Here is a 19,086-nt window from a genome sequence, read left to right on the forward strand (position 1 = left end):
CATGACGCTCTCCGCCGTCGAAATCATCGGCTATCGCTCGGTCCGCAAGATCCGGTTTCCGGTGCGGCAGTTGACGGTGCTGGTGGGCGGCAATGGCGTGGGCAAGACCAACCTCTACCGCTCGCTGGAGCTGCTGCAGGCCGCAGCGCGCGGCACGCTGGCCGACGAGATTGCGCGCGAAGGCGGGCTGGCCTCGATCTTCTGGGCCGGCGGGAAGAATCTCTCACCAGACGGCAGTTTCGAGCCGATGTACCGCACTGACGGTTATCGTAAGGGCGAGGGCAACAGCCTGCGGCTGGCCGCGAGCTTTGCCGATCTGGGCGACGGCAGTTTCGATCCGACCTATCGGCTTGACGTGGGCTTTGCCCCGAAGGAAGCGACGGCTGCCTTTCCTAACGAGGCCCAGGTGCGTGCCGAGAGTCTTGAATGGCAGCAACGCGGCAAGGCTGTCAGCCTGATGGATCGCAAGGGCGGCATGGCCTGGGCCCGCGACGCAGCGGGGCGACGCGAGCTGGCTGATGACGATATCTTGGCCAGCGAGACGGCCCTGGCCGCCTTGTCGGGGCGCTCGGAAGTTGCGCTGGTGCGGGATTCGCTGGTCGCTTGGCGCTTCTTCCACGGCTTTCGCACCGATGCGGAATCGGCACTACGCCGTCCCTCTCGCGCGGTGACGGCGCCTTCACTCGCTTCGGACGGCAGCAATCTCGGCGCCGTGCTGGCGACTTTGCACCATATTCGCGGCGACCGCATCGATCTCGACCGGGCGATAGAGGATGCTTTTCCTGGTGCCGAACTGGTCATTCCGGAGGTCGGCGATTTCGCCAGCTTCGGCATGCGTTATGCCGAAATGCCCAAGCGGGTGTTCGCGCCGCACGAACTGTCGGACGGGACGCTGCAATTCCTGGCGCTGGCGGGGGCGCTACTGTCCTATCGGCTGCCGCCCTTCATCGCGCTCAACGAGCCGGAGAATAGCCTCCATCCCAACCTACTCCCGATGCTGGCACGACTGATCGTCAAGGCGGCGGAGCGCAGCCAGGTCTGGGTGGTGACCCATGCCCGCGACCTGGCCGACGCCATCGCCGCCGAAAGCGGCGTGCTGCCGCGCGAAGTAGTGCGGAACGATGACGGCACATGGCTGGAAGGATTGAGCCAGATCGGCGAATTTGCCGACGATTGAGAGATCGTGCCACGACCTCGTCCTTCGACAGGCTCAGGATGAGGTCTACGGGATATACAGGGCCCTATCAGTAGACCTCATGGTGAGCCTGTCGAACCACGAGGTCGTGCCACAAAATCCTGGAACCCTCCCCTGCCCTGCACGTTCCATCCCACTGCTCAAACTAGGGAGATGCAGATGAAACGCTTTGATTCGGGCTCACTGATCCCCGGCTCCACTTGGCACGCCGAGGCGGAAAGCGAAGCCGAGGTGGTGCGCCGCGCGGTGGAAAATCTCAAGACCCTGCATGGCGAAACCGATGTGCGCCCCGAAATGATCGAGCGCATCAAGGAGCGCATCGTCGATACCGGCGGGCCCAAGGCGACCAAGCACTAGACGCTGGCCTGCGCCAGCAGCGCCTCCCGATCCAGCGCAAAGCCGCTATCGATCCAGATGCGCTCAAGGCGCGCCAGTTCCTGGCCCAGAGCCGGCCCCGGTTTGATACCGAGGCCGGCCAGATCATTGCCCGAAATCGGAAACGGCACCAATTGCACGGCGGCAAGCGAGCGCGCGGCCTCGGCCAGCCGGTCGGGCCTCCAATTGCCTTGCGCGGCCGCCAGGGCTAGGCCCTCGACCGCCACTTCACCAAACCGATAGGCGGCTTCATCCAGCCGGTCCTGCTCCACCATGTCAGCGGCGGCTGCCACGGTTTGGGCCGCGCGCATGACCTCGTTGGAGAGCCGCCATTGCTGCTGCACGGCGTCGGCCGGGCGAGTGCCGATGAGGACGGCAAGGCGGGTGGCTGGGGTAAAGCCACCCAATGTTTCATAGGCCCTGAGGGTTTTGAGCTGGTCGTGGTCGATCTCGACCAGTCCGATGGCCGCCATGGCGCCCAAAGTCAGCGCGATATCGGGCAAAGCCAGCATCCGCAGGATTTCGCTGCCGACCCGCTCGGCCGATAAATGGCCCAATTGCCCGACTGCAGCAGCACAGGCGGCCAGCCCATCGGGGTCGAACTTTTCGCCGCCATGGCTGGCTGAAAAGCGGAAGAAGCGGTAGACCCGCAAGCCGTCTTCCGCGATGCGCGTTGCGGCGTCACCGATGAAGCGCACACGGCTGTTGAGCGCGTCATTAATGCCGCCCAGCGGGTCGAACAGAGTGCCATCCGCCTCGCAATAGAGCGCATTGAGCGTGAAATCGCGGCGGGCGGCGTCCTCTGCCCAGTCAGTGCCGAAGGCCACCACGGCGTGGCGGCCATTGGTTTCCACATCCCTGCGCAGCGTCGTAACCTCGGCCAGGGTCTCGCCCAGTTTGAGGGTCACCGTGCCGTGGTCGATGCCGGTGGGATAGTAGGCAATGCTATTAGCCTCGGCCCGCGCGATGACCTCATCGGGGGTCAGTTCAGTCGCCAGATCGATATCGGGATTGTCCCGCTCGCGGCCCAGCAGCGTGTCGCGCACCACACCGCCAACGGCGCGGGTGCGGCCTTTGTCGCCATCGAGCGCGGCAAAAATCGCCTGCGTTTCAGGACGCACTAGCCACTCGGCGCTGGCCAACCGCTCTTCGGAACTCATAGCGCGGCCTCACCCAGCGCCAGATCGCGGAACTGGCGGGTCAGATTGGCGGTAATGCCCCAGATGGTGTGACCATCATGGTCGATCTGCCAGGTGCTGTGCTCCCGCCCATTCCGCTTGATGCGGAACCGGCCATAGCTCTCGGTGTCCAGAATCCGCTGCAGCGGCACTTCGAACACCGAATGCACCTCGCCCGGATTAGGCACGAAGGGGCCGCTGGGCGCCACTTCGGCAACAACCGGCGTGATCAGGTAATTGGTGCCGGTGAAATAGGTGGGCATAAAGCCCAAAATGCGCGCATCCTGGCGCCGCATGCCGACCTCTTCATAGGCCTCGCGCAAAGCCGCGGCGCCGACATCGGCGTCGGAGGCATCCACCTTCCCGCCGGGAAAGGCCACCTGGCCCGAATGCGCCCGCAGGTCTGGCGAGCGCTCAGTATAGAGCACGGTATAGCCCTCGGGCCGCCGAATCAGCGCGATCAGCACCGCCGCCGGCACGGGCGGACGATCGAAGGCCCGCTCCGGCAGCCAATCGGGCACCAGCTGTTCGCCACCTGGCAGAGCAGGCGGGGCAGCCAGCAGCCGCGCGGCAAGTTGATCGATGACGGAGGCGTCCAGCGACAAGAGGCACCAGCAATTCAAATCGGAATGCGGAGCTTAAGCGAGCCTGCCCGCCCCTGCATCCCTTTTATCGCTGGAACGCCGCGATCGAACCGCTGAGCGTCGTGGCCAGCGATTTATCATCGGCATAGACCAGCACGCGGGTCGGATCGACCGGGCCGGGGAACTGGATGGCGCCCAAAGTGGTGGGCTCCCAGCCCAGCGGGCAATAATAGTCGCGGTCCCCCACCAGCATGACAAACTGGCCATCGGCCCGCGCCAAAGCGCGCTTGGTGACTTCGCGGGCGAGCAGCTTGCCGGCGCCGAGCTTGCGGAAATTGGGATGGGTGGCCAGCGGCCCAAGCATCCAGCCATTGATGCCGCCAATGCTGATCGGGGTCATCCAGACCGAGCCGCAAGGCGTGCCATCAACCTCGGCAACCAGACTCAGGCTCTTGTCAATCGGGAACCGCTCGCGGATGCGAAACGCCGTGCGGGCAAACCGGCCCGGGCCAAAGGCAATGGCCTGCAATTCCTCAATGAAAGCATCATCGGCGGCATTTGCGTAGCGAACGGTGGGCGCGTGAATGGGCGAAGCGGAGACAGCAGCGGCCGCAGCCGAAGGCGCAGATTGAAGGCTCATGACATTATCCAGGATGGAATGCGTAGGACAAACCCGGCGCCCCAAGAGGGCACCGCTTCAAAAGACCGCTTACGGTCGTCGTGTCACCAGCAAAACCTTTACCATCCTGGGCGCCTCCACGCCTGAAAATCGCATTAGCACCATGGGGGCCTCGCGTAAACAGAAAGGTATTGCAGCACCGAAGAAAATCAAGACCTTCGGCAGGCGCTGTGTTCGATATGCACAACGGTTCGTCACGCCATTGGGTTCTTATCCTTCCCGCCGCGCCGGTCTATGTGAATGGCAACGTATTCGGCTTGCCGGACTTAGACCTGCAAACGAGACGACAACATGACGGAAAGGGTTCGATCGTGGGACAATTGATCGACGGTAAATGGTCCACCCAATGGTACGACACCAAAAAGACGGGCGGCAAATTCGAGCGCAGCCAGGCGGGCTTCCGCAACTGGATCACTGCTGACGGCAGCGCCGGCCCATCTGGCACCGGCGGGTTCAAGGCAGAGGCCGGACGCTATCACCTTTATGTGTCGCTGGCCTGCCCCTGGGCACATCGCACACTGATCTTCCGTAAGCTCAAGAATCTGGAAGACCTGATCTCGGTCTCGGTGGTCTCGCCCAAAATGCCCGACGAAACCGGCTGGAGCTTCAAGACCGACGAAGGCTCGACCGGCGACAGCCTGCTCGGCAAGGACTTCCTGTGGCAGGTCTACACTCAGGCCGTGCCGGACTATACCGGCCGCGTCACCGTGCCGGTACTGTGGGACAAGCAGACCGGCACCATCGTCTCCAATGAAAGCTCGGAAATCATCCGCATGTTCAACTCGGCCTTCGACGAGCTGACCGGCAACACGGACGATTACTATCCCGAGGCTCTGCGCCCGCAGATCGACGCCATCAATGCCCGTGTCTATGACGACATCAACAATGGCGTCTACAAGGCCGGCTTTGCCACCAGGCAAGAGGCCTATGACGAGGCCGTCGCCAAGCTGTTCGACGCGCTCGATTGGGTCGAAGGCCTATTGGGCGAAACCGCTTATCTCACCGGCGAGACCATCACCGAAGCCGATTGGCGGCTGTTTACGACGCTGGTGCGGTTCGACGCGGTCTATGTTGGCCACTTCAAGTGCAACCGCAAACGCATCGCCGATTATCCCAATCTGAGCCATTATCTTAAAGCGCTGTACGAAGTTCCCGGTGTGAAGGAAACGGTCGATCTCGACCACATCCGCACGCATTATTACTGGAGCCACATCACGATCAATCCGACGCGGATTATCCCGATTGGGCCGGAACTGCCGTTTTTGAAGTGAGCGCCTGCGCTTTCTACCCTCTCCCCTTGTGGGAGAGGGACCGACCTGACGCGTTCAGCGGAAGGTCAGGGTGAGGGGTTTGCGCCATCCCATGCTCTAGCGCCTATGGAAGCACCCCCTCATCCGCCCCTTCGGGGCACCTTCTCCCACGAGGGAAAAGGAAAGAACGGCCCCTCAATACCCCCAAATCTCCCGCTTCGGTTGCCCATCAAAATATTCATCAATCCGCTGCGAGGTCGCTGGCGTAACCCCCTGCGGCAATGCCTTGCGGTCAAACCAGCCGGCTTCGGCGATCTCGTGATTGGGCTTGAACGCGCGCTCCAGCACATGGTTCTTGGCGACATAGAAGGCCACATGGTCGCGATCGGTCACGGGGCTGGCATTGTGATAGATGCCGAACAGCTCGATCGGCCCGGTGACCCGATAGCCGGTTTCTTCCAGCGCTTCGCGCCGGGCCGCCGCCTCCATGGTTTCGCCGGGATCGACACCGCCGCCGGGGAACTGCCAGCCCGGCACATAGGTGTGGCGGATCAGGAACACCTTGTCCCCATCCACCAGCATGATGCGCGCGCCTATAGTCATCCTGTGCCAAAGCCCCTTGAGCGTCAGGAAGACCTTGGCGCGCACCTGCTGGAATCGATTCATCTGCATGGCTGGCTCCGTTTACGCCCTATCGGTAGCAGAGCTTTGATGACGACAAAATTGACGTTACGGGCGATTGTCCGTTTTCTTGCCCCTTTCCTTCTGGCATTACGCCCCTGATGATCACCCTTGCCCACATCTCCGACATCCATCTTTCGCCCATGCCCGAGGTCGCCCTGCGCGATCTGCTCGGCAAGCGGCTGACCGGCTTCCTCAACTGGAAGCTCAAGCGGCATGGCGAACTCAATAGCGAGACGCTGGCGCGCCTTGTAGCCCATATGCAGGGCCAGAATGCCGATTTTACGGCAGTGACGGGCGATATGACCAATCTGGCGCTCGATAGCGAAGTGGTCCGCGCCGGCGACTGGCTGCGGGCTTTGGGCAGCGCCGATCGCATTGCGGTCTGCCCCGGCAATCACGACGCCTATGTGCCCGGTGCGCTGGAAACGGCGCAAAAGGATTGGGGCGATTACCTTAAGGGCGAGACGCTGGATAGCGCGGCCTTCCCCTTTGTGCGCCGTGTGGGCGAGCTCGCGATCATTTCCTGCTCGAGCGCCGTGCCAACCCGGCCCTTCCTCGCCATCGGCCGGTTCGACGAAAAGCAGGCCGACCGGCTGGGGCGGATTTTGAAGGCCATGGGCGATGCGGGCTATTTCCGCACCGTGCTGATCCATCACCCGCCCAATGCCGAACTCCAGCATCCCTCATTCGGCCTCAAGGGGCACAAACTGTTCCGCCAGGTCATTGCCGAACATGGCGCCGAACTGATCCTGCACGGGCACACCCACCGCTCCTCGATCCACTCCATTCCCGGCAAGAACCACGAAGTGCCGGTCGTCGGCGTCGCCGCCGCCAGCGCCGCCCAGGGCGGCACGCTGGACGATCCGGCGCGCTACAATCTGTTCCGCATCGAAAAATCCGGCGAAGGCTGGACCTGCACCATGCGCGAATACGGCTTCCAGCGCCTGGGCTCAGACATCGTCATGCGCCTGCAAATGCGGATCTACTAAGCGCCCATCATTGTTATCGCTCGATAGGTTTGGCATTTCGCTCGGTACCTGCGGCTCAAAGTTCGCACTGAAGCGGACCTGCGCTTGAGCATGCCTACGGCTGCCTTTAGATAGAAGGCGTTGGTGTCAGGATTAGAGAGCCAACAGTTGACCGACCATGTCGATGGTGAAACGCGCCGAGACGTACGATCCATACTCGTGGATCTCGTCGCCTTTCGCGGCCCCGGCTTTATCGACCACTACCTTCGCGCAAAACACGTGCATTCGCTTTCCGGAGAGCTCGGCTGCTTTCATAAAACCAAAGGCCTCCATGTCCAGACCCCGGACCTTACGATGCTGTTGACGGATACCATCGATGCGTTCGTCGCTAGCGATCACGGCGGAGCCGGTAGCGAAGACAACCAGCTTTGGTTCATATTTGGTCCCCGGCCTGCTCTTGCCCTTGAAGCCTGCCTCCAACGCGTCTGTGATGTCGGGGCTCTCGATGGCAAGCACAACCTGGGGTCTCGTAAGCGGCGGTATCGCCACCTGGTAGGGCTCGGCCAGGAACACCTCGTCCAACCACTTGCCTGACTGGTATTCGAAGCACACATCTGCCACCAGCAGTTGTCCGAGATGTATCTCGGAACCCAAGCCAGCGCATATTCCGGACATCGCGACGACCGATGGCGAGTAATTCTCGAGTACACGGGATACGACGATCGACGCGTTGACGAGACCCATGTGTGGCAGCATGAAGATCGCGCCTGGCCGGCCGTCGAGTTCGGTTTCCCAGACATTCAGACCGTTTCGGATCTGGCTCTTGACCTCGATGTCGCGGAACTGGCTATAGGGCATCCGCTCCTCCTCGAGGGCGGTGAATATGATGAAGTCATATCGTCCTCGCTCATGTGCCTGGGCCAAGAAGATGTCGAGGGCGTTGCCCCATTGCGCGCGTTGCTCGAAGTCGAAGATTATGCATCCGCGTTCCGCGAACCGGTCCCGGATCGGCTCGGCTTCTTCCGGATAGGCGGTGATTGCCAGAACCTGCGCGCGCTTCCTCCCGCCGTGGTCCAGCATTTCGAGGATCTCGAGCCCGACGTTTCGGGAATCGGCACCGGTGGCCCCCGGCATGCGGAGGTCGAGGATGAAAAGGTCGACCTCGACATCGGCTCCGACACCCGCGAATTGTGCCAGGTTCGCGACGCACCTGACCGTGTTCCTGCCAACGCCACGCGCTTCGAGCGCAGCAAGGATCACTTCCTTTTTGGCCGTATCATCCTCGAAAACGACTACTCTCACCTTGCCCGCTCCATCAATGCGTCGAACGCCTCCTGCCACTCCGGCATCTTGAACTTGTAGAGCACCGCACCGAGGACCTGCTGTCCGTATTTGGCGGAGGCCACCTTCCCCACCTGCCGAAGGGTGACGTTCTTCCCGCCTATGATTATGCCTGGATACTGGGTGACGACGATGATCTTTAGAGAAAGCCCTTCGGCGTCCAGTGCCCGCAGTACTTCCACCCCGCCCACCGACTGGGGGACGCCACCCCCCGTGCCGTGGGAGAAAGTCGGAAGGGCCATGTCGAGCACGACCAGATCGTAGGACCCGCCCGTCGCCTGCAGGACGGCATCCCGGACCCCGCTTACCGCGACCAGGTCGCCGGGTGCGATGCCCGCGCGCAAGATACGTTCCGTAAGATCCGCTATCTTGTGTTCTTCGTCCTCAACCAGCAGCACCCGCATGGGCTCCCTCCACCGCTTCCGCGAGCTCTACCATCATCTCGAAATAGACCACGCACCGATCATCCACGACCCGGAAGGACGGCGGGGCGACCCCGGTGGGGGACCCGATGATATAGCGCAACTTTTTGATCCCGGAGAAATCCTCCTTGACCATGTAGACCGCTGTATTGGCTTCCCTGAAGCTGGCCTCGAGGTTCGCCAGTTGCGAGCGGCGGATTTCAAGGTCTTCGGTGAGGCGGGACTCTACCTCCACGTGCAGGAGGGCGATCCGGTTCTCCCTTTGAGTGGTGCCCTCGACCGATACCGATATCGGACCGCTTTGACCGTATTTGAGCGCGTTCCTGATGAGTACAAACAGGCAGTCGTAGATGCGGTGGACTGACAGGCCATCCATGAGAATGCCTACCAGTGAGCCAGTCCAATCGAGATGCGTATCGTCAGTCTTCGGCGCCTCGAGGAAAATCAGGTCGCCTATATCCCGTGCCGTAGCGGGAACGAAAGCTGTATCGGGCTGGCGGAACCAGCTTGCCAACCTGGCGAACTTCCCGTGCACAAGCTTCTTAAGCTCGGCCTTGTACTGCTCGCCCAAATCGCCGCCCGCGCTGCCGAAGGTTGTCTCGATCCTCTCTGTAACGTCATTGACCATGTCTACGGAGAACAGGCGTGCCGCCGATTTTAGCTGCGGTTCGATCTGCAGCCAGCAGAAGCGGACCAGCAATTCGTTGAACAGGTCGGCGCTGCGGGTCGCGATCACCAGGTTCTTTAGCCAGTTGACGTTGGCCTTGGTCCCCTGGTCGTCCATGTTCGGCCTTGCGTTCAAGATACCCTGTTGTTTCCCGTCGGTCCTGAATTGTAGAAGGTCACGCCGGATGCGCTCCACCTCAAGCCTGTAGCGGGCCGACCAATCTCTTTCGGCCTGTATGAACTCCTCGTCGTAGGTGAGAACGTCGAAACGAGGCTGCTCGATCAGCGTCTCCACCTCCGACCGCATCATGCCGGCCAGAGTGTTATGGCGGATACGCCTGCTAAGGTACGATTCGATCCCGAAACTCTCGTTGAGGCAGAACTGCTCGAAAGTTTTGGTGGCCGCCTCCACCAGGATATAGTCGAACTTGGCGGTCGCGAATATCTCGGTTGCCTTCCGCTCGGCTTCCAGTGCGGGGCGTGGTGCCGTAGGGAAGTCAGGCGCTAGCTCGACCAGGCGCATGAACTGCTGGGCGTAGGCGCTCGGGTTTTCCGTTAGCCACTTCTTCATCGCCAGGCTGTCGACATACATCCGGCTGTCGTCGAAGTACTTGCTGAGTTTGGCTACCTTGCGCTGGGCCTCGATGGCGTCCGCTTCGATGAAATAGGCGATCTCCTGCCGGCGCTTGCCGACCGCCCGAAGGATGTTCTGCCGGGTGACGTCCGCCTCGTCGGGCGATTTCACGATCCAGTAGAGTTTGTGTAGCGTGTCGCGGTCCAATGTCGACAGCACGAAGTTGGCCACCTCAGGCGATGATGGCAGCAGCCATTCCACGAATGCCGTCACGTCGCCGTTGAATCGGGCCGTGATGGCGTCGGAGAGACTCTTCCTAAACTTGAAATCGACGTCGTCGTCGTGGCTCCGCTCCTTATACAGCGCCAGCGCCAGCGTGGTGACGATGAGCTTGGAGGTCTCGTCGGCGGTCAGGTAAAGCCGTTCTATCTCCCTCTCGTGCAACAGCACATCGAGCCCCTGAGTATGCTCGAATATGTGCCGCACCTCGTGCTGGTCTAGCGGGGTATAAAGGCCATCGTCTGACAGGTAGACGAGGAAGTGGACCGTCCTGAGGAAGCGGCCGACGTTCTGCCAGCTCAGGTAGTCCATTGGGCGCCTGAAGCCGTTGAGCCCCTTCGTCAGGTCCTTCCTGCCCGGTTTCGGGTGCCTGGCGAGGTCTGTTTCCGGGACGCCGGCCTTGGCGAGGAGACGCGGCGCGATCACGAGGTCGATGTATTGCCGGTAGTTACAAGGCTCGGGATATTCAAGGAAAGCCAGCGCGCGGCGGTAGTAGGCGAGGTCTGCATATTCGGGTGTGACACTGGCATAGAGCCGCGAGCTGTCGAAGGGCGCCATCTCCAGTTCGGCCAGCTTATCCGCGATGCTTGGGGCAAGACTAGTTTTGAGCGTCGATGCGATCCCCGGCCAGCGGTTTCCGACGTAACGGAGCTGCGCTATCGCCACAATCTCGTCGACGAAGGACATCGAGTACGACTTACGCAGGAACGGGCCAACATCGCCGGGTGCCATCGGGCTTGCCGCCACGTTGTGCAAAGGAAGAACTTGCCGGTGGCCGTCGTGGTCGACGAGGCGGGAGAACAACGCCACCCGGGCCGGTATTCCCGAGAAGTACGGGAACTCCATGTCGATGGCTTCCATTGCCGTGAAATACGGCGCTGGATATTTCGTCTGTTGCACCACCTCGGCGAATTCCGCGAAAGCATCGGTCAGCTGCTCGCGTGAATGGAGCGCCATGATGAATGCGACCTTCTTCGCCAAGAAGTTCGACGCTCCCCAACGCTCTGCAAATATACGGAGCGCATTGAGCGCATCGAAGGGATCCGCGTCCGCGAGTCCGGCCAGGGACATAATGCTATCGATGACGAGGCAGGCGTCGTCCTTCCAACCATTTAGGTGACCAATTACGAAGTTTAGCTCGTTCTCACCAGAGATCACGTCCAACTGGTGTGGGACAAGCAAGCTTCGAAAGCTAGTTCCTTGATTTGAGAATGGGAATGCGCCGGTTTTGCCAAAAAGGAATTCAGCGCTTTGGGCGAGAAAGTCGCCGTCGACCTGCTTACGAACCCGGTTAGTTAGGAAAGCGGAAAGGAGTTTTCCTTGAGTGGCACTTAGCACTCCACGCAGGAGGTTCCTTGTGTCTTCGTCACCTACCGTTTGAAGCTTGGCAAATACGCCACGTCTATCTGCCCTAGCCCTCCCGCCAACCCATTGCTTGAATGGCTTCCTTCGATCTTTCAAAACCTCTCCCCGAGCTGTCGACGAAACCGTCGTGTCTCTGGTCGTGGACACCTAACCGATTCCAAATGCCGACCTTGCCCCACGAGAGGCGGTCTGCCCAGTGCCGCCGGTGTTCTTTCTCGAACAACTCTGGCCGGCCGGTGGACAACGGCCACCACTGCTGTTCCTATCACTCCCACAAGAACGGCCCTTAGAGACGGGAGCGTCGACCTTTGGCGTCTGCCCATGACAAAAGCTATCAGAAGCGACAAGCACGTCTGCTTTCATTCGGTCAGCTACAAAAGCTGCCAGCCCGCTTTCGGCCCCATTCCCGTCAAAAGTAGAGGGCGCGCTGACGGCGCCGGCTCAGCCAGCGTCACGCCAGGGCATACCCTGGTGCTGCGTAACGATTGCTGCGCTTTTCCCGACACATCAGGGTTCGCGCAGCGCTGATGTGACAGACGGTGTGCTAACCTAAACCCTGATGTTACAACGCGACAGGTCCGCTTGGCCCAAGGCGGTCATTTCGCGCGCTGTCTGCAACGGGGCCGATAGCTGCCGGTCCGGTTCTGGTGGGGGAACGGAGTAAGCAGTCGCTCCATGAGCATCGCGTCCGGTTACCGATCCCATTGCGGCCTTTCGTGCGGACCGATACCAACCCACAAGCTGCCTTTGCTCCGCAATGATGCGATGACCAATGTCATTCGGCCAAGGTGTGAGGAGCCAAAAGTAAGGCCGCTTTGCATCGAACTATCGCTTGACCATAACAAAATCGTGGAAGTCGTAAGGTCCCATCCGGACAGGTGCGTGCCCCTCTATCTCGAACCCTGCCGATTTATAGAATGAAATCGCGGCATGGTTTGCGTCGTTGACGTTTAGAGCAATTGGCAACTCGCTCCCAAACTGATCCACAACGGTTTTTATCAACGCCTTGCCCAAGCCCGATCCCCGGGTCTCGGACAACACGTATAGTTTCTTGATCCACACGCGCCCGCCTTCAACGTAGGCGGAGACGTATCCTACGTCCTGATCTGCAATGCTTGCCAACCAGTACTGGTGGTCGCGTATGTCGATATCGGCGGTCAGAGTTGCCAGAGCATAAATATCGTCCAGCATTGGCGTGATGGCTTCCACCGGCAGTATTTTCGCGAATGCTTCTGGCCAGATGCGGCGCGCGAGGGATGCAACGCGAGGCAAGTCGCTATGGCCAATGGCGAAAATCCGATAATTTTTCACACGAGTTCCCCCTTCTCAATATCTTTGCATATCCGAATGCCTGAAATCTGCTGCTTTCTCTCCCTTTGGCGCGTCGAGTGGCGAACGTTTCTGGCCGTGAAGGCATGCTCATAACTGGTCCAGAAGACGACATAGAGCTGACGAGTTGGGCGGAAATGTCCGCGCACCCGCACTAGCCGAGCAGCAATTGCAGCATGGGCCCTAGGTCCCGAATTTTTTATCATTCCTCAGGAACCGGGACTTTGGCGTGCTTGGTCCTGCCGCTGACGATAACGAAGAATACGGGGACGAGGAAAATGCCGAGCACTGTCGCCGCCAGCATGCCGCCCAGAACGCCTATGCCGATGGCGTTCTGGGCGCCTGAGCCGGCGCCGGTGGCCGTGGCGAGCGGGAGCACCCCCAGAATAAAGGCTACAGACGTCATGATGATGGGACGCAGCCGCAGCCGCGCCGCTTCCAGCACGGCCTCGATTGCATTGCGTCCTTCTGCCAACAGGTCCTTGGCAAATTCGACGATCAGGATCGCATTCTTGGCGGCCAGGCCGATCGTGGTGAGGAGGCCCACCTTGAAATAGACGTCGTTGTCCTGCCCGAACGTGTGGGCGGCGACGACGGCGCCGAAAATCCCGACCGGAACGGCCAGGATGACGGAGAACGGGATAATCCAACTCTCGTAAAGCGCTGCGAGGCAGAGAAATACTGCTAGTACGGCCAGGCCGTACAGCATGGTTGCCTGTGAACCTGACAGACGTTCCTGATACGAAAGGTCGGTCCAGGCGACGCCATAGCCGCCCTCCAGCTTGGCGACCTGGGCCTCCATTTCGTCCATCGCGTCGCCGGAACTGACGCCCGCGGCCGCCGATCCGCTGATCGCGACCGATGAGGTGGCGTTGAAGCGGGCGAGCGAGCTGGAGCCTTTTTCCCAGGATGTGGTGGCAAAGGCCGAGAAGGGAACCATTTCGCCGGTATTGTTGCGCACATACCAGTTCTTGATGTCTTCCGGCTGCATGCGGAAATCGGCATCGCCTGACATGATCACCGGCTTGATCTCACCCTGATAAATGAAATCATTGACCTGCGAGCCGGAGAAGGCGGCCCCGAGCAAGGCATTGGCGGCGGACAGGTCTACACCCAATGCGCCGGCCTTCTCCTGGTCGATCGTCACCTTGAGCTGGGTATCCAGATCACGCGTGTTCCCGCGGATATTGGTGACGATGCTGCTGCCAGCCGTATTGTCGGCGAGCTGGTTGGCCGCCTTCGCAAGCGCGCCGGCACCGTTGTTGGCGTTGTCGAGCAGCACCATGGAGAAGCCGTTGGACTGCCCCAGGCCCTGGATCACCGGTGGGGCGAGGGCAAAAATCTCGGCGTCACGGATTTTGGAGAAATAGCCCATGGCACGGCCCGAAACGGCTGCCGCAGAGAGATTAGGATCGGTGCGTTCGTCGAAGTCCTTGAGCCGGACGAAGGCCATGGCGGCGTTCTCGCCGCTACCTGAAATGCTGAAGCCCAGCGACATGAACACGCTCTCGACCGCCTCGGTCTCCACATTGAGATAATAATCCTCCACCAAGTCGATCACCGCCTGCGTGCGGGCGGCGCTGGCGCCGTTGGGCAGGGTGATGATCGTCATCAACACGCCTTGGTCTTCTTCAGGAAGGAAGGAGGTCGGCATCTGGTTGTAGACATAATAGGCCCCGCCGGAGATAGCCGCAAAGACCACGAGCATACGCAGCGGGCGCCGAACGAAATAACCCACGGTGCTGACATAGCCTGCGGTCGTCTTGCCAAAGCCAGTATTGAACCAGCGGAAGGGCGCGAACCGTTTTTTGCCGGGATCATGCGGCTTGAGCAGCATCACGCATAGAGCAGGCGTGAGGATGACGGCGACCAGCACAGACAGGATCATTGCGGTGGAAATGGTGATCGAGAATTGGCGGTAGATCACCCCCACCGAACCGGACATGAAAGCCATGGGGATGAACACCGCTGTCAGGACCAAGGCGATGCCGATCAGGGCCCCCGTGATCTGAGACATGGACTTCTCGGTCGCCTCGCGGGCCGACAGATGCTCCTCGGCCATGACGCGCTCGACATTCTCCACCACGACGATTGCGTCGTCGACGAGCAGGCCGATGGCCAGCACCATGGCGAACATGGTCAGCGTGTTGATCGAGTAACCCAGCACGTAGAGCACGCCGAAGGTGCCCAGCAGCACCACCGGTACCGCAATCATGGGGATCAGTGTGGCGCGGAAATTCTGCAGGAAGATCAGCAGCACGACGAAGACCAAAATGATGGCCTCAATCAGTGTTTCCACGACCTTTTCGATCGAGAGCTCGACGAAAGGCGTCGTTTCATAGGAATAGGCGACTTCAACGCCTTCGGGCAGGGTATTGGCGAGACCGTCCAGCGCTTCGTGCACCGCCTCGGCGGTATCTAGCGCATTGGCGCCGCTGGTCAGCATAACGCCGAAACCCGCCGCGGGCTGGCCATTATAGGTCGAGCTGGAGCCGTAGGATTCGAGCCCGAGCTCGACCCTGGCGACGTCGGCCAGCCGGACCGTGGCGCCATCCTCGTCAGAGACCAGTATGATGTTCTGGAATTCCTCGGGTGTCTGCAACAGGCTTTGTGCCGTGACGGTGGCGCGCAATTGCTGGCCTTCGACGGTCGGCGAGGCGCCGATCGAGCCGACCGCAACCTGGGTGTTCTGTTGCTCGATGGCAGAAGAGACGTCAGCCGGTGTCAGGCTGTACTGGGCCAGCGCCAACGGGTCGAGCCAGATGCGCATCGCGTAGCTCGAGCCGAAGGACTGGATGCTGCCGACGCCTTCAAGTTGCTCGATACGAGGCTCGATGATGGAGGACATGATATCGGCGAGCTGGTCACTGGTGTGGCTGCCGTCGGGCGAGACGATATTGCCGATCATCAGGATACTGTTGCCGGAGCGGCTAACCTCGATGCCCGATTGCTGCACCGATTCAGGCAACTGGCTTTCGACCAGTGCGAGCTTATTCTGCACCTGTACCTGGGCGATGTCCGGATCGACCGAACTGCCGAAGGTCAAATCCACGTTGGACGAGCCGGTGGTAGAACTCGACTCCATGTAGAGCAGGTCGGTAAAGCCGGTCATGCCATTCTCGATGATCGTGGTCACCGAGTTTTCCACCGCTTCGGCGCTGGCGCCGGTATAGGTGGCCCTGATGCTCACGGTGGTCGGCGCGATCTCGGGGTATTGAGAAATAGGCAGCGTATAGACGCTGACGATACCGGCCAGCGAAATGCCAATGGCCAGCACTATGGCAAAGATCGGCCGGGCGATGAAGAAGCTGGCGATGGATCTGCGCGGCCCCTTGGCCGGCGCCGGATTGGTTACGGTCAGCTCGCTCATGGATTGGCTCCGGCAACTGGAGCGACATCGGCACCCGGCATCGCTCCGCCGATCGGCGTTGCGTCGGCAACTTCACGCGGCGGCGTCTGCTTGATCACGCCGTTGTCTTCGATAACCACTGCCAGGGGGCTGACCTCGTCGCCATTCGTGATTTTCTGCAACCCATCGACGATGAGCTGATCGCCATCCTTGACGCCTGACAGCACAACCCAAGCATTCTCGTATTCGCGACTGGCAGTGAGCACGCGTTGCTCGGCCTTGTTATCGGCGCCGACAAAATAGGCAGTGGGCTGCCCGTCGTCGTTGAAGGTCACCGCCCGTTGCGGCACGAGATAGGCATTGGGCTGGTTGCCCACGCTCACCGTGGCCCGCACGAACATGCCCGGCATCAGTAGGCGATTGGGATTGGGCATGCTGGCGCGAATAGTGAAGCTGCCGGTGGTCTGGCTGACGACAATATCGGCGGCCGAAATGGTGCCCGTCTGATCATAGCTGGAACCGTCTTCCAGGGTCAGCGAGATGGTGGGCGGCTCCCCGTTCTGGCCCTCCAGCGCACCTGTTGTCAGGGCGCGGCGCAGCGCCAGCAGGTTGGTGCTGCTCTCGGCCAGTTCGATATCGACCGGATCGAGTTGGCGAATGGTGGTCAGCGCGTCGGCCTGGTTTTCTGTGACCAGCGCGCCAATCTGTCCCTCAATGGTGCCAACGGTGCCGGAAATGGGCGCGGTGACATTGGCGCGGTCCAACGACAATTGGGCTTTCCGCAGCGAGGCCTGCGCCGAGAGGAGCTGGGCCTTGGCCTGGGCCAGGGTGGCTTCGGCGGTATCCAGCTCAGTCTGGGCGACACCGCCCGATCCCACCAAGGAGCTGTAGCGCGTGACAGTCGCTTGAGCGGCAGGAATTTGTGACTCGGCACTGGCGACATCGGCCTCCGCCACTGCAACTTCGGCCTGGTAGGTCGCAGAATCGATGACGAAGAGCACGTCGCCGGCTTTGACGTCTTGCCCTTCCGTAACCTTCACCTCGGTGATGAGACCGCCCACCTGCGGACGCACTTCGGCGGTTGCCGAAGCGACGACGCGGCCGGGCAATAGACTGGTCATCGCAACCGATTGGGCGGTCAAAGTAACGACGCCGACTTCGGTCGGACCGGCCGGCAGCCCCATGCCAGGAGGAAGGCCAGCAGGTTGTGCGAAAGCCGCGCCAAGCGGAAAAAACATGCTGGTGGACAGCACCAGAACCAAGCGGGAAAAGACAGAATGCGTCATGAGCGGGACTCCGCCGTGGTGGCGCCGGATATGTTCCAGCCGCCGCCCAGGGCTTTGCAAAGAATGATGTATTGGGTCGCCACCGCGACCGAGCTCTGCGCCAGCGAGTCGCGTGCGTCGTAGAGCGAGCGCTGGGCCGTCAGCAGGTCAAGCAGCGTCGTATCGCCAGCCTGGTAGAGGTCATTGGCAATGTCGGTGGCTTCGGTATAGCTGGTATAGCTCTTGGCGAGCTCGCTGCGGCGGGCCTGTTGCTTGCTGAAGCCCACTAGCGCGTTCTCGATTTCTTCAACCGCTTCGAGCACCGTCTCGCGATAGGCAAGGTAGGCCTGCCTTGCATCGGATTCCTCAAGACGAACGGTGGCCTGCAGGGCGCCGCGGTTGAAAATGGGCAGGCTCAGCGTGGGGCCGAGCGACCAACTGGTGGAAGAACTCACCGAGAGATTGCCGGCCAGCGTCAGGCTTGGATAGAGGTCGGACTGCGCCACCCCGATATTGGCTGCGGCCTCGGCCAGGGTGCGTTCGGCCTTCCTTATGTCGGGCCGGTCCCGCATCAGGTCGGATGGAATGCCGGCCTGCACACTTCCCGACAGGCGCGGAATTTGCGTGGCGGTGGCAAACACGGATTTGAGCGCTGAGGGTTGCTGGCCCAGCAACACCCCCAATCGATGAATGGACTCGTTCAGCGAAATTTCGAGTGCCGGAATGCTCGCTGCGGTGCTCGCCACATCGCCTGCAAGCTGGGTGACGTCGAGCCGGGTGACGACGCCGACTTCATTCTGCTTGCGGGTCAGCGCCAGTGTCTGGTTCTGGCTCTCCAGCGTCGTGCGGGCGATATGGATGCGGTCCTGATAGCCCCGCGCTTCGACATAGGCGGTCGCGATATCTCCGATCAGGGTCAATCGCGCCATATTGGCTTCCTCGGTCGCCGCATCGATCGAGGCCTGCGCGGCTTCGCGCCTTTTGGCCAGGCCGCCGAAGAGATCGATTTCCCAGTTGAGCGTAGCTGTGGTCGAGCGGGTCAATTCCGCATCGCCACCGGCGCTGTTGCCCTCTGCTGCGGCCGAGCCCGAGGCAGACCCGGTCGGCAAGCCGATGCCGCTGGCAGCAGCGGTTTCGCGCGCCGCAATCACCCGCTCCACCGCTTGCGCGACCGTCAGGTTCTGCTTGAGACCGGCTTCGATCAGCGCGTTGAGCTGGGAATCGTTGAAGGCGCGCCACCACATCGTATTTGCGGTCACGGACTTGGGCCCGCCTGCCAGTGCGGCGCCGTAGCGGGCGCTCGCATCAACGGTTGGCGCTACATAGGGCTGGCCAAGTGTCGTGCAGCCCGCAAGAAGCAGGGTGGTGGCAAGAGTTGTGGTGACGCGGAACACGGGGACACTCCATTGCGCAGTTCGCCCCGCTTGATGCCCCAGCTTCTTTGCTCAGAATTGTCCTGATGTGTCGGTATATTGCTGGCAGGGTTATAATTGTTGCCAGACGTTGCCAAACCGGCTTTCGCAACATGCGGTTACAAAATCGCGCTTTCCAATGTTCTCGGCTGGGCTATTGAAGATGTGGAG

15 protein-coding genes are annotated in these 19,086 nt (G+C 61.0%); 4 read left to right on the forward strand and 11 right to left on the reverse strand.

Translation table 11 applies throughout. The annotated features are described in order from the left end of the window. Position 1 precedes the first annotated feature (1 nt). Both ACI3KW_RS09060 and ACI3KW_RS09065 read left to right on the forward strand, forming a co-directional pair. Positions 2 to 1,177 (forward strand): AAA family ATPase, encoded by a 1,176-nt coding sequence (locus tag ACI3KW_RS09060; RefSeq protein WP_404847795.1) that lies wholly within the window; start codon positions 2 to 4, stop codon positions 1,175 to 1,177. Positions 1,178 to 1,354: 177 nt separating this feature from the next. Next, a complete protein-coding gene (locus tag ACI3KW_RS09065; RefSeq protein ID WP_404847796.1) occupies positions 1,355 to 1,552 on the forward strand; it encodes a DUF1059 domain-containing protein in 198 nt (65 codons plus the stop codon). On the opposite strand, the gene ACI3KW_RS09070 is transcribed toward ACI3KW_RS09065, so the two are convergent. The 3 genes from ACI3KW_RS09070 to ACI3KW_RS09080 form a co-directional block, all read right to left on the reverse strand. Then, positions 1,549 to 2,730: a CCA tRNA nucleotidyltransferase gene (locus ACI3KW_RS09070; RefSeq protein WP_404847797.1), complete on the reverse strand. Its 1,182-nt coding sequence runs from the start codon at positions 2,728 to 2,730 to the stop codon at positions 1,549 to 1,551. The two genes, ACI3KW_RS09065 and ACI3KW_RS09070, sit on opposite strands and share 4 nt — an antisense overlap. Next, positions 2,727 to 3,353 (reverse strand): CoA pyrophosphatase, encoded by a 627-nt coding sequence (locus ACI3KW_RS09075; RefSeq protein WP_404847798.1) that lies wholly within the window; start codon positions 3,351 to 3,353, stop codon positions 2,727 to 2,729. The genes ACI3KW_RS09070 and ACI3KW_RS09075 overlap by 4 nt, the downstream gene beginning before the upstream one ends. Before the next feature lie 64 nt (positions 3,354 to 3,417). Then, on the reverse strand, positions 3,418 to 3,972 hold the full coding sequence (locus tag ACI3KW_RS09080) for a GNAT family N-acetyltransferase (protein ID WP_404847799.1): 555 nt from the start codon (positions 3,970 to 3,972) through the stop codon (positions 3,418 to 3,420). 350 nt (positions 3,973 to 4,322) lie between these two features. On the opposite strand from ACI3KW_RS09080, the gene ACI3KW_RS09085 reads away from it, so the two are divergent. Further along, a complete protein-coding gene (locus tag ACI3KW_RS09085; protein ID WP_404847800.1) occupies positions 4,323 to 5,282 on the forward strand; it encodes a glutathione S-transferase family protein in 960 nt (319 codons plus the stop codon). Positions 5,283 to 5,456: 174 nt separating this feature from the next. On the opposite strand, the gene ACI3KW_RS09090 is transcribed toward ACI3KW_RS09085, so the two are convergent. Continuing rightward, on the reverse strand, positions 5,457 to 5,933 hold the full coding sequence (locus ACI3KW_RS09090; RefSeq protein ID WP_262166349.1) for an NUDIX domain-containing protein: 477 nt from the start codon (positions 5,931 to 5,933) through the stop codon (positions 5,457 to 5,459). A gap of 110 nt (positions 5,934 to 6,043) precedes the next feature. Between ACI3KW_RS09090 and ACI3KW_RS09095 the strand changes: the two genes are divergently transcribed. Beyond that, the gene (locus tag ACI3KW_RS09095) at positions 6,044 to 6,934 is read left to right on the forward strand and encodes a metallophosphoesterase family protein (protein ID WP_404847801.1); all 891 of its coding nucleotides are present in this window, start codon (positions 6,044 to 6,046) and stop codon (positions 6,932 to 6,934) included. Positions 6,935 to 7,066: 132 nt separating this feature from the next. On the opposite strand, the gene ACI3KW_RS09100 is transcribed toward ACI3KW_RS09095, so the two are convergent. The 7 genes from ACI3KW_RS09100 to ACI3KW_RS09130 form a co-directional block, all read right to left on the reverse strand. Then, complete coding sequence (locus tag ACI3KW_RS09100) at positions 7,067 to 8,215, reverse strand: response regulator receiver protein (protein WP_404847802.1); 1,149 nt, start codon at positions 8,213 to 8,215, stop codon at positions 7,067 to 7,069. Beyond that, on the reverse strand, positions 8,212 to 8,658 hold the full coding sequence (locus ACI3KW_RS09105) for a hypothetical protein (protein WP_404847803.1): 447 nt from the start codon (positions 8,656 to 8,658) through the stop codon (positions 8,212 to 8,214). Before ACI3KW_RS09105 ends, ACI3KW_RS09100 begins: the two co-directional genes overlap by 4 nt. Next, positions 8,639 to 11,266, reverse strand: coding sequence for a hypothetical protein (locus ACI3KW_RS09110; RefSeq protein WP_404847804.1), 2,628 nt, complete (start codon positions 11,264 to 11,266; stop codon positions 8,639 to 8,641). Before ACI3KW_RS09110 ends, ACI3KW_RS09105 begins: the two co-directional genes overlap by 20 nt. Positions 11,267 to 12,385: 1,119 nt before the next feature. Then, entirely contained in the window at positions 12,386 to 12,871 is a 486-nt protein-coding gene (locus tag ACI3KW_RS09115; RefSeq protein ID WP_404847805.1) for a GNAT family N-acetyltransferase, read from the reverse strand. A gap of 220 nt (positions 12,872 to 13,091) precedes the next feature. Beyond that, positions 13,092 to 16,205 (reverse strand): efflux RND transporter permease subunit, encoded by a 3,114-nt coding sequence (locus ACI3KW_RS09120; RefSeq protein ID WP_404847963.1) that lies wholly within the window; start codon positions 16,203 to 16,205, stop codon positions 13,092 to 13,094. A 50-nt stretch (positions 16,206 to 16,255) separates the two neighbouring features. Beyond that, a complete protein-coding gene (locus ACI3KW_RS09125) occupies positions 16,256 to 17,524 on the reverse strand; it encodes an efflux RND transporter periplasmic adaptor subunit (protein WP_404847806.1) in 1,269 nt (422 codons plus the stop codon). Continuing rightward, positions 17,521 to 18,897 (reverse strand): efflux transporter outer membrane subunit, encoded by a 1,377-nt coding sequence (locus ACI3KW_RS09130; RefSeq protein WP_404847807.1) that lies wholly within the window; start codon positions 18,895 to 18,897, stop codon positions 17,521 to 17,523. The genes ACI3KW_RS09125 and ACI3KW_RS09130 overlap by 4 nt, the downstream gene beginning before the upstream one ends. Positions 18,898 to 19,086 lie beyond the last annotated feature (189 nt).

It is taken from the genome of Devosia sp. ZW T5_3, assembly GCF_044987315.1.
Classification (GTDB): domain Bacteria; phylum Pseudomonadota; class Alphaproteobacteria; order Rhizobiales; family Devosiaceae; genus Devosia.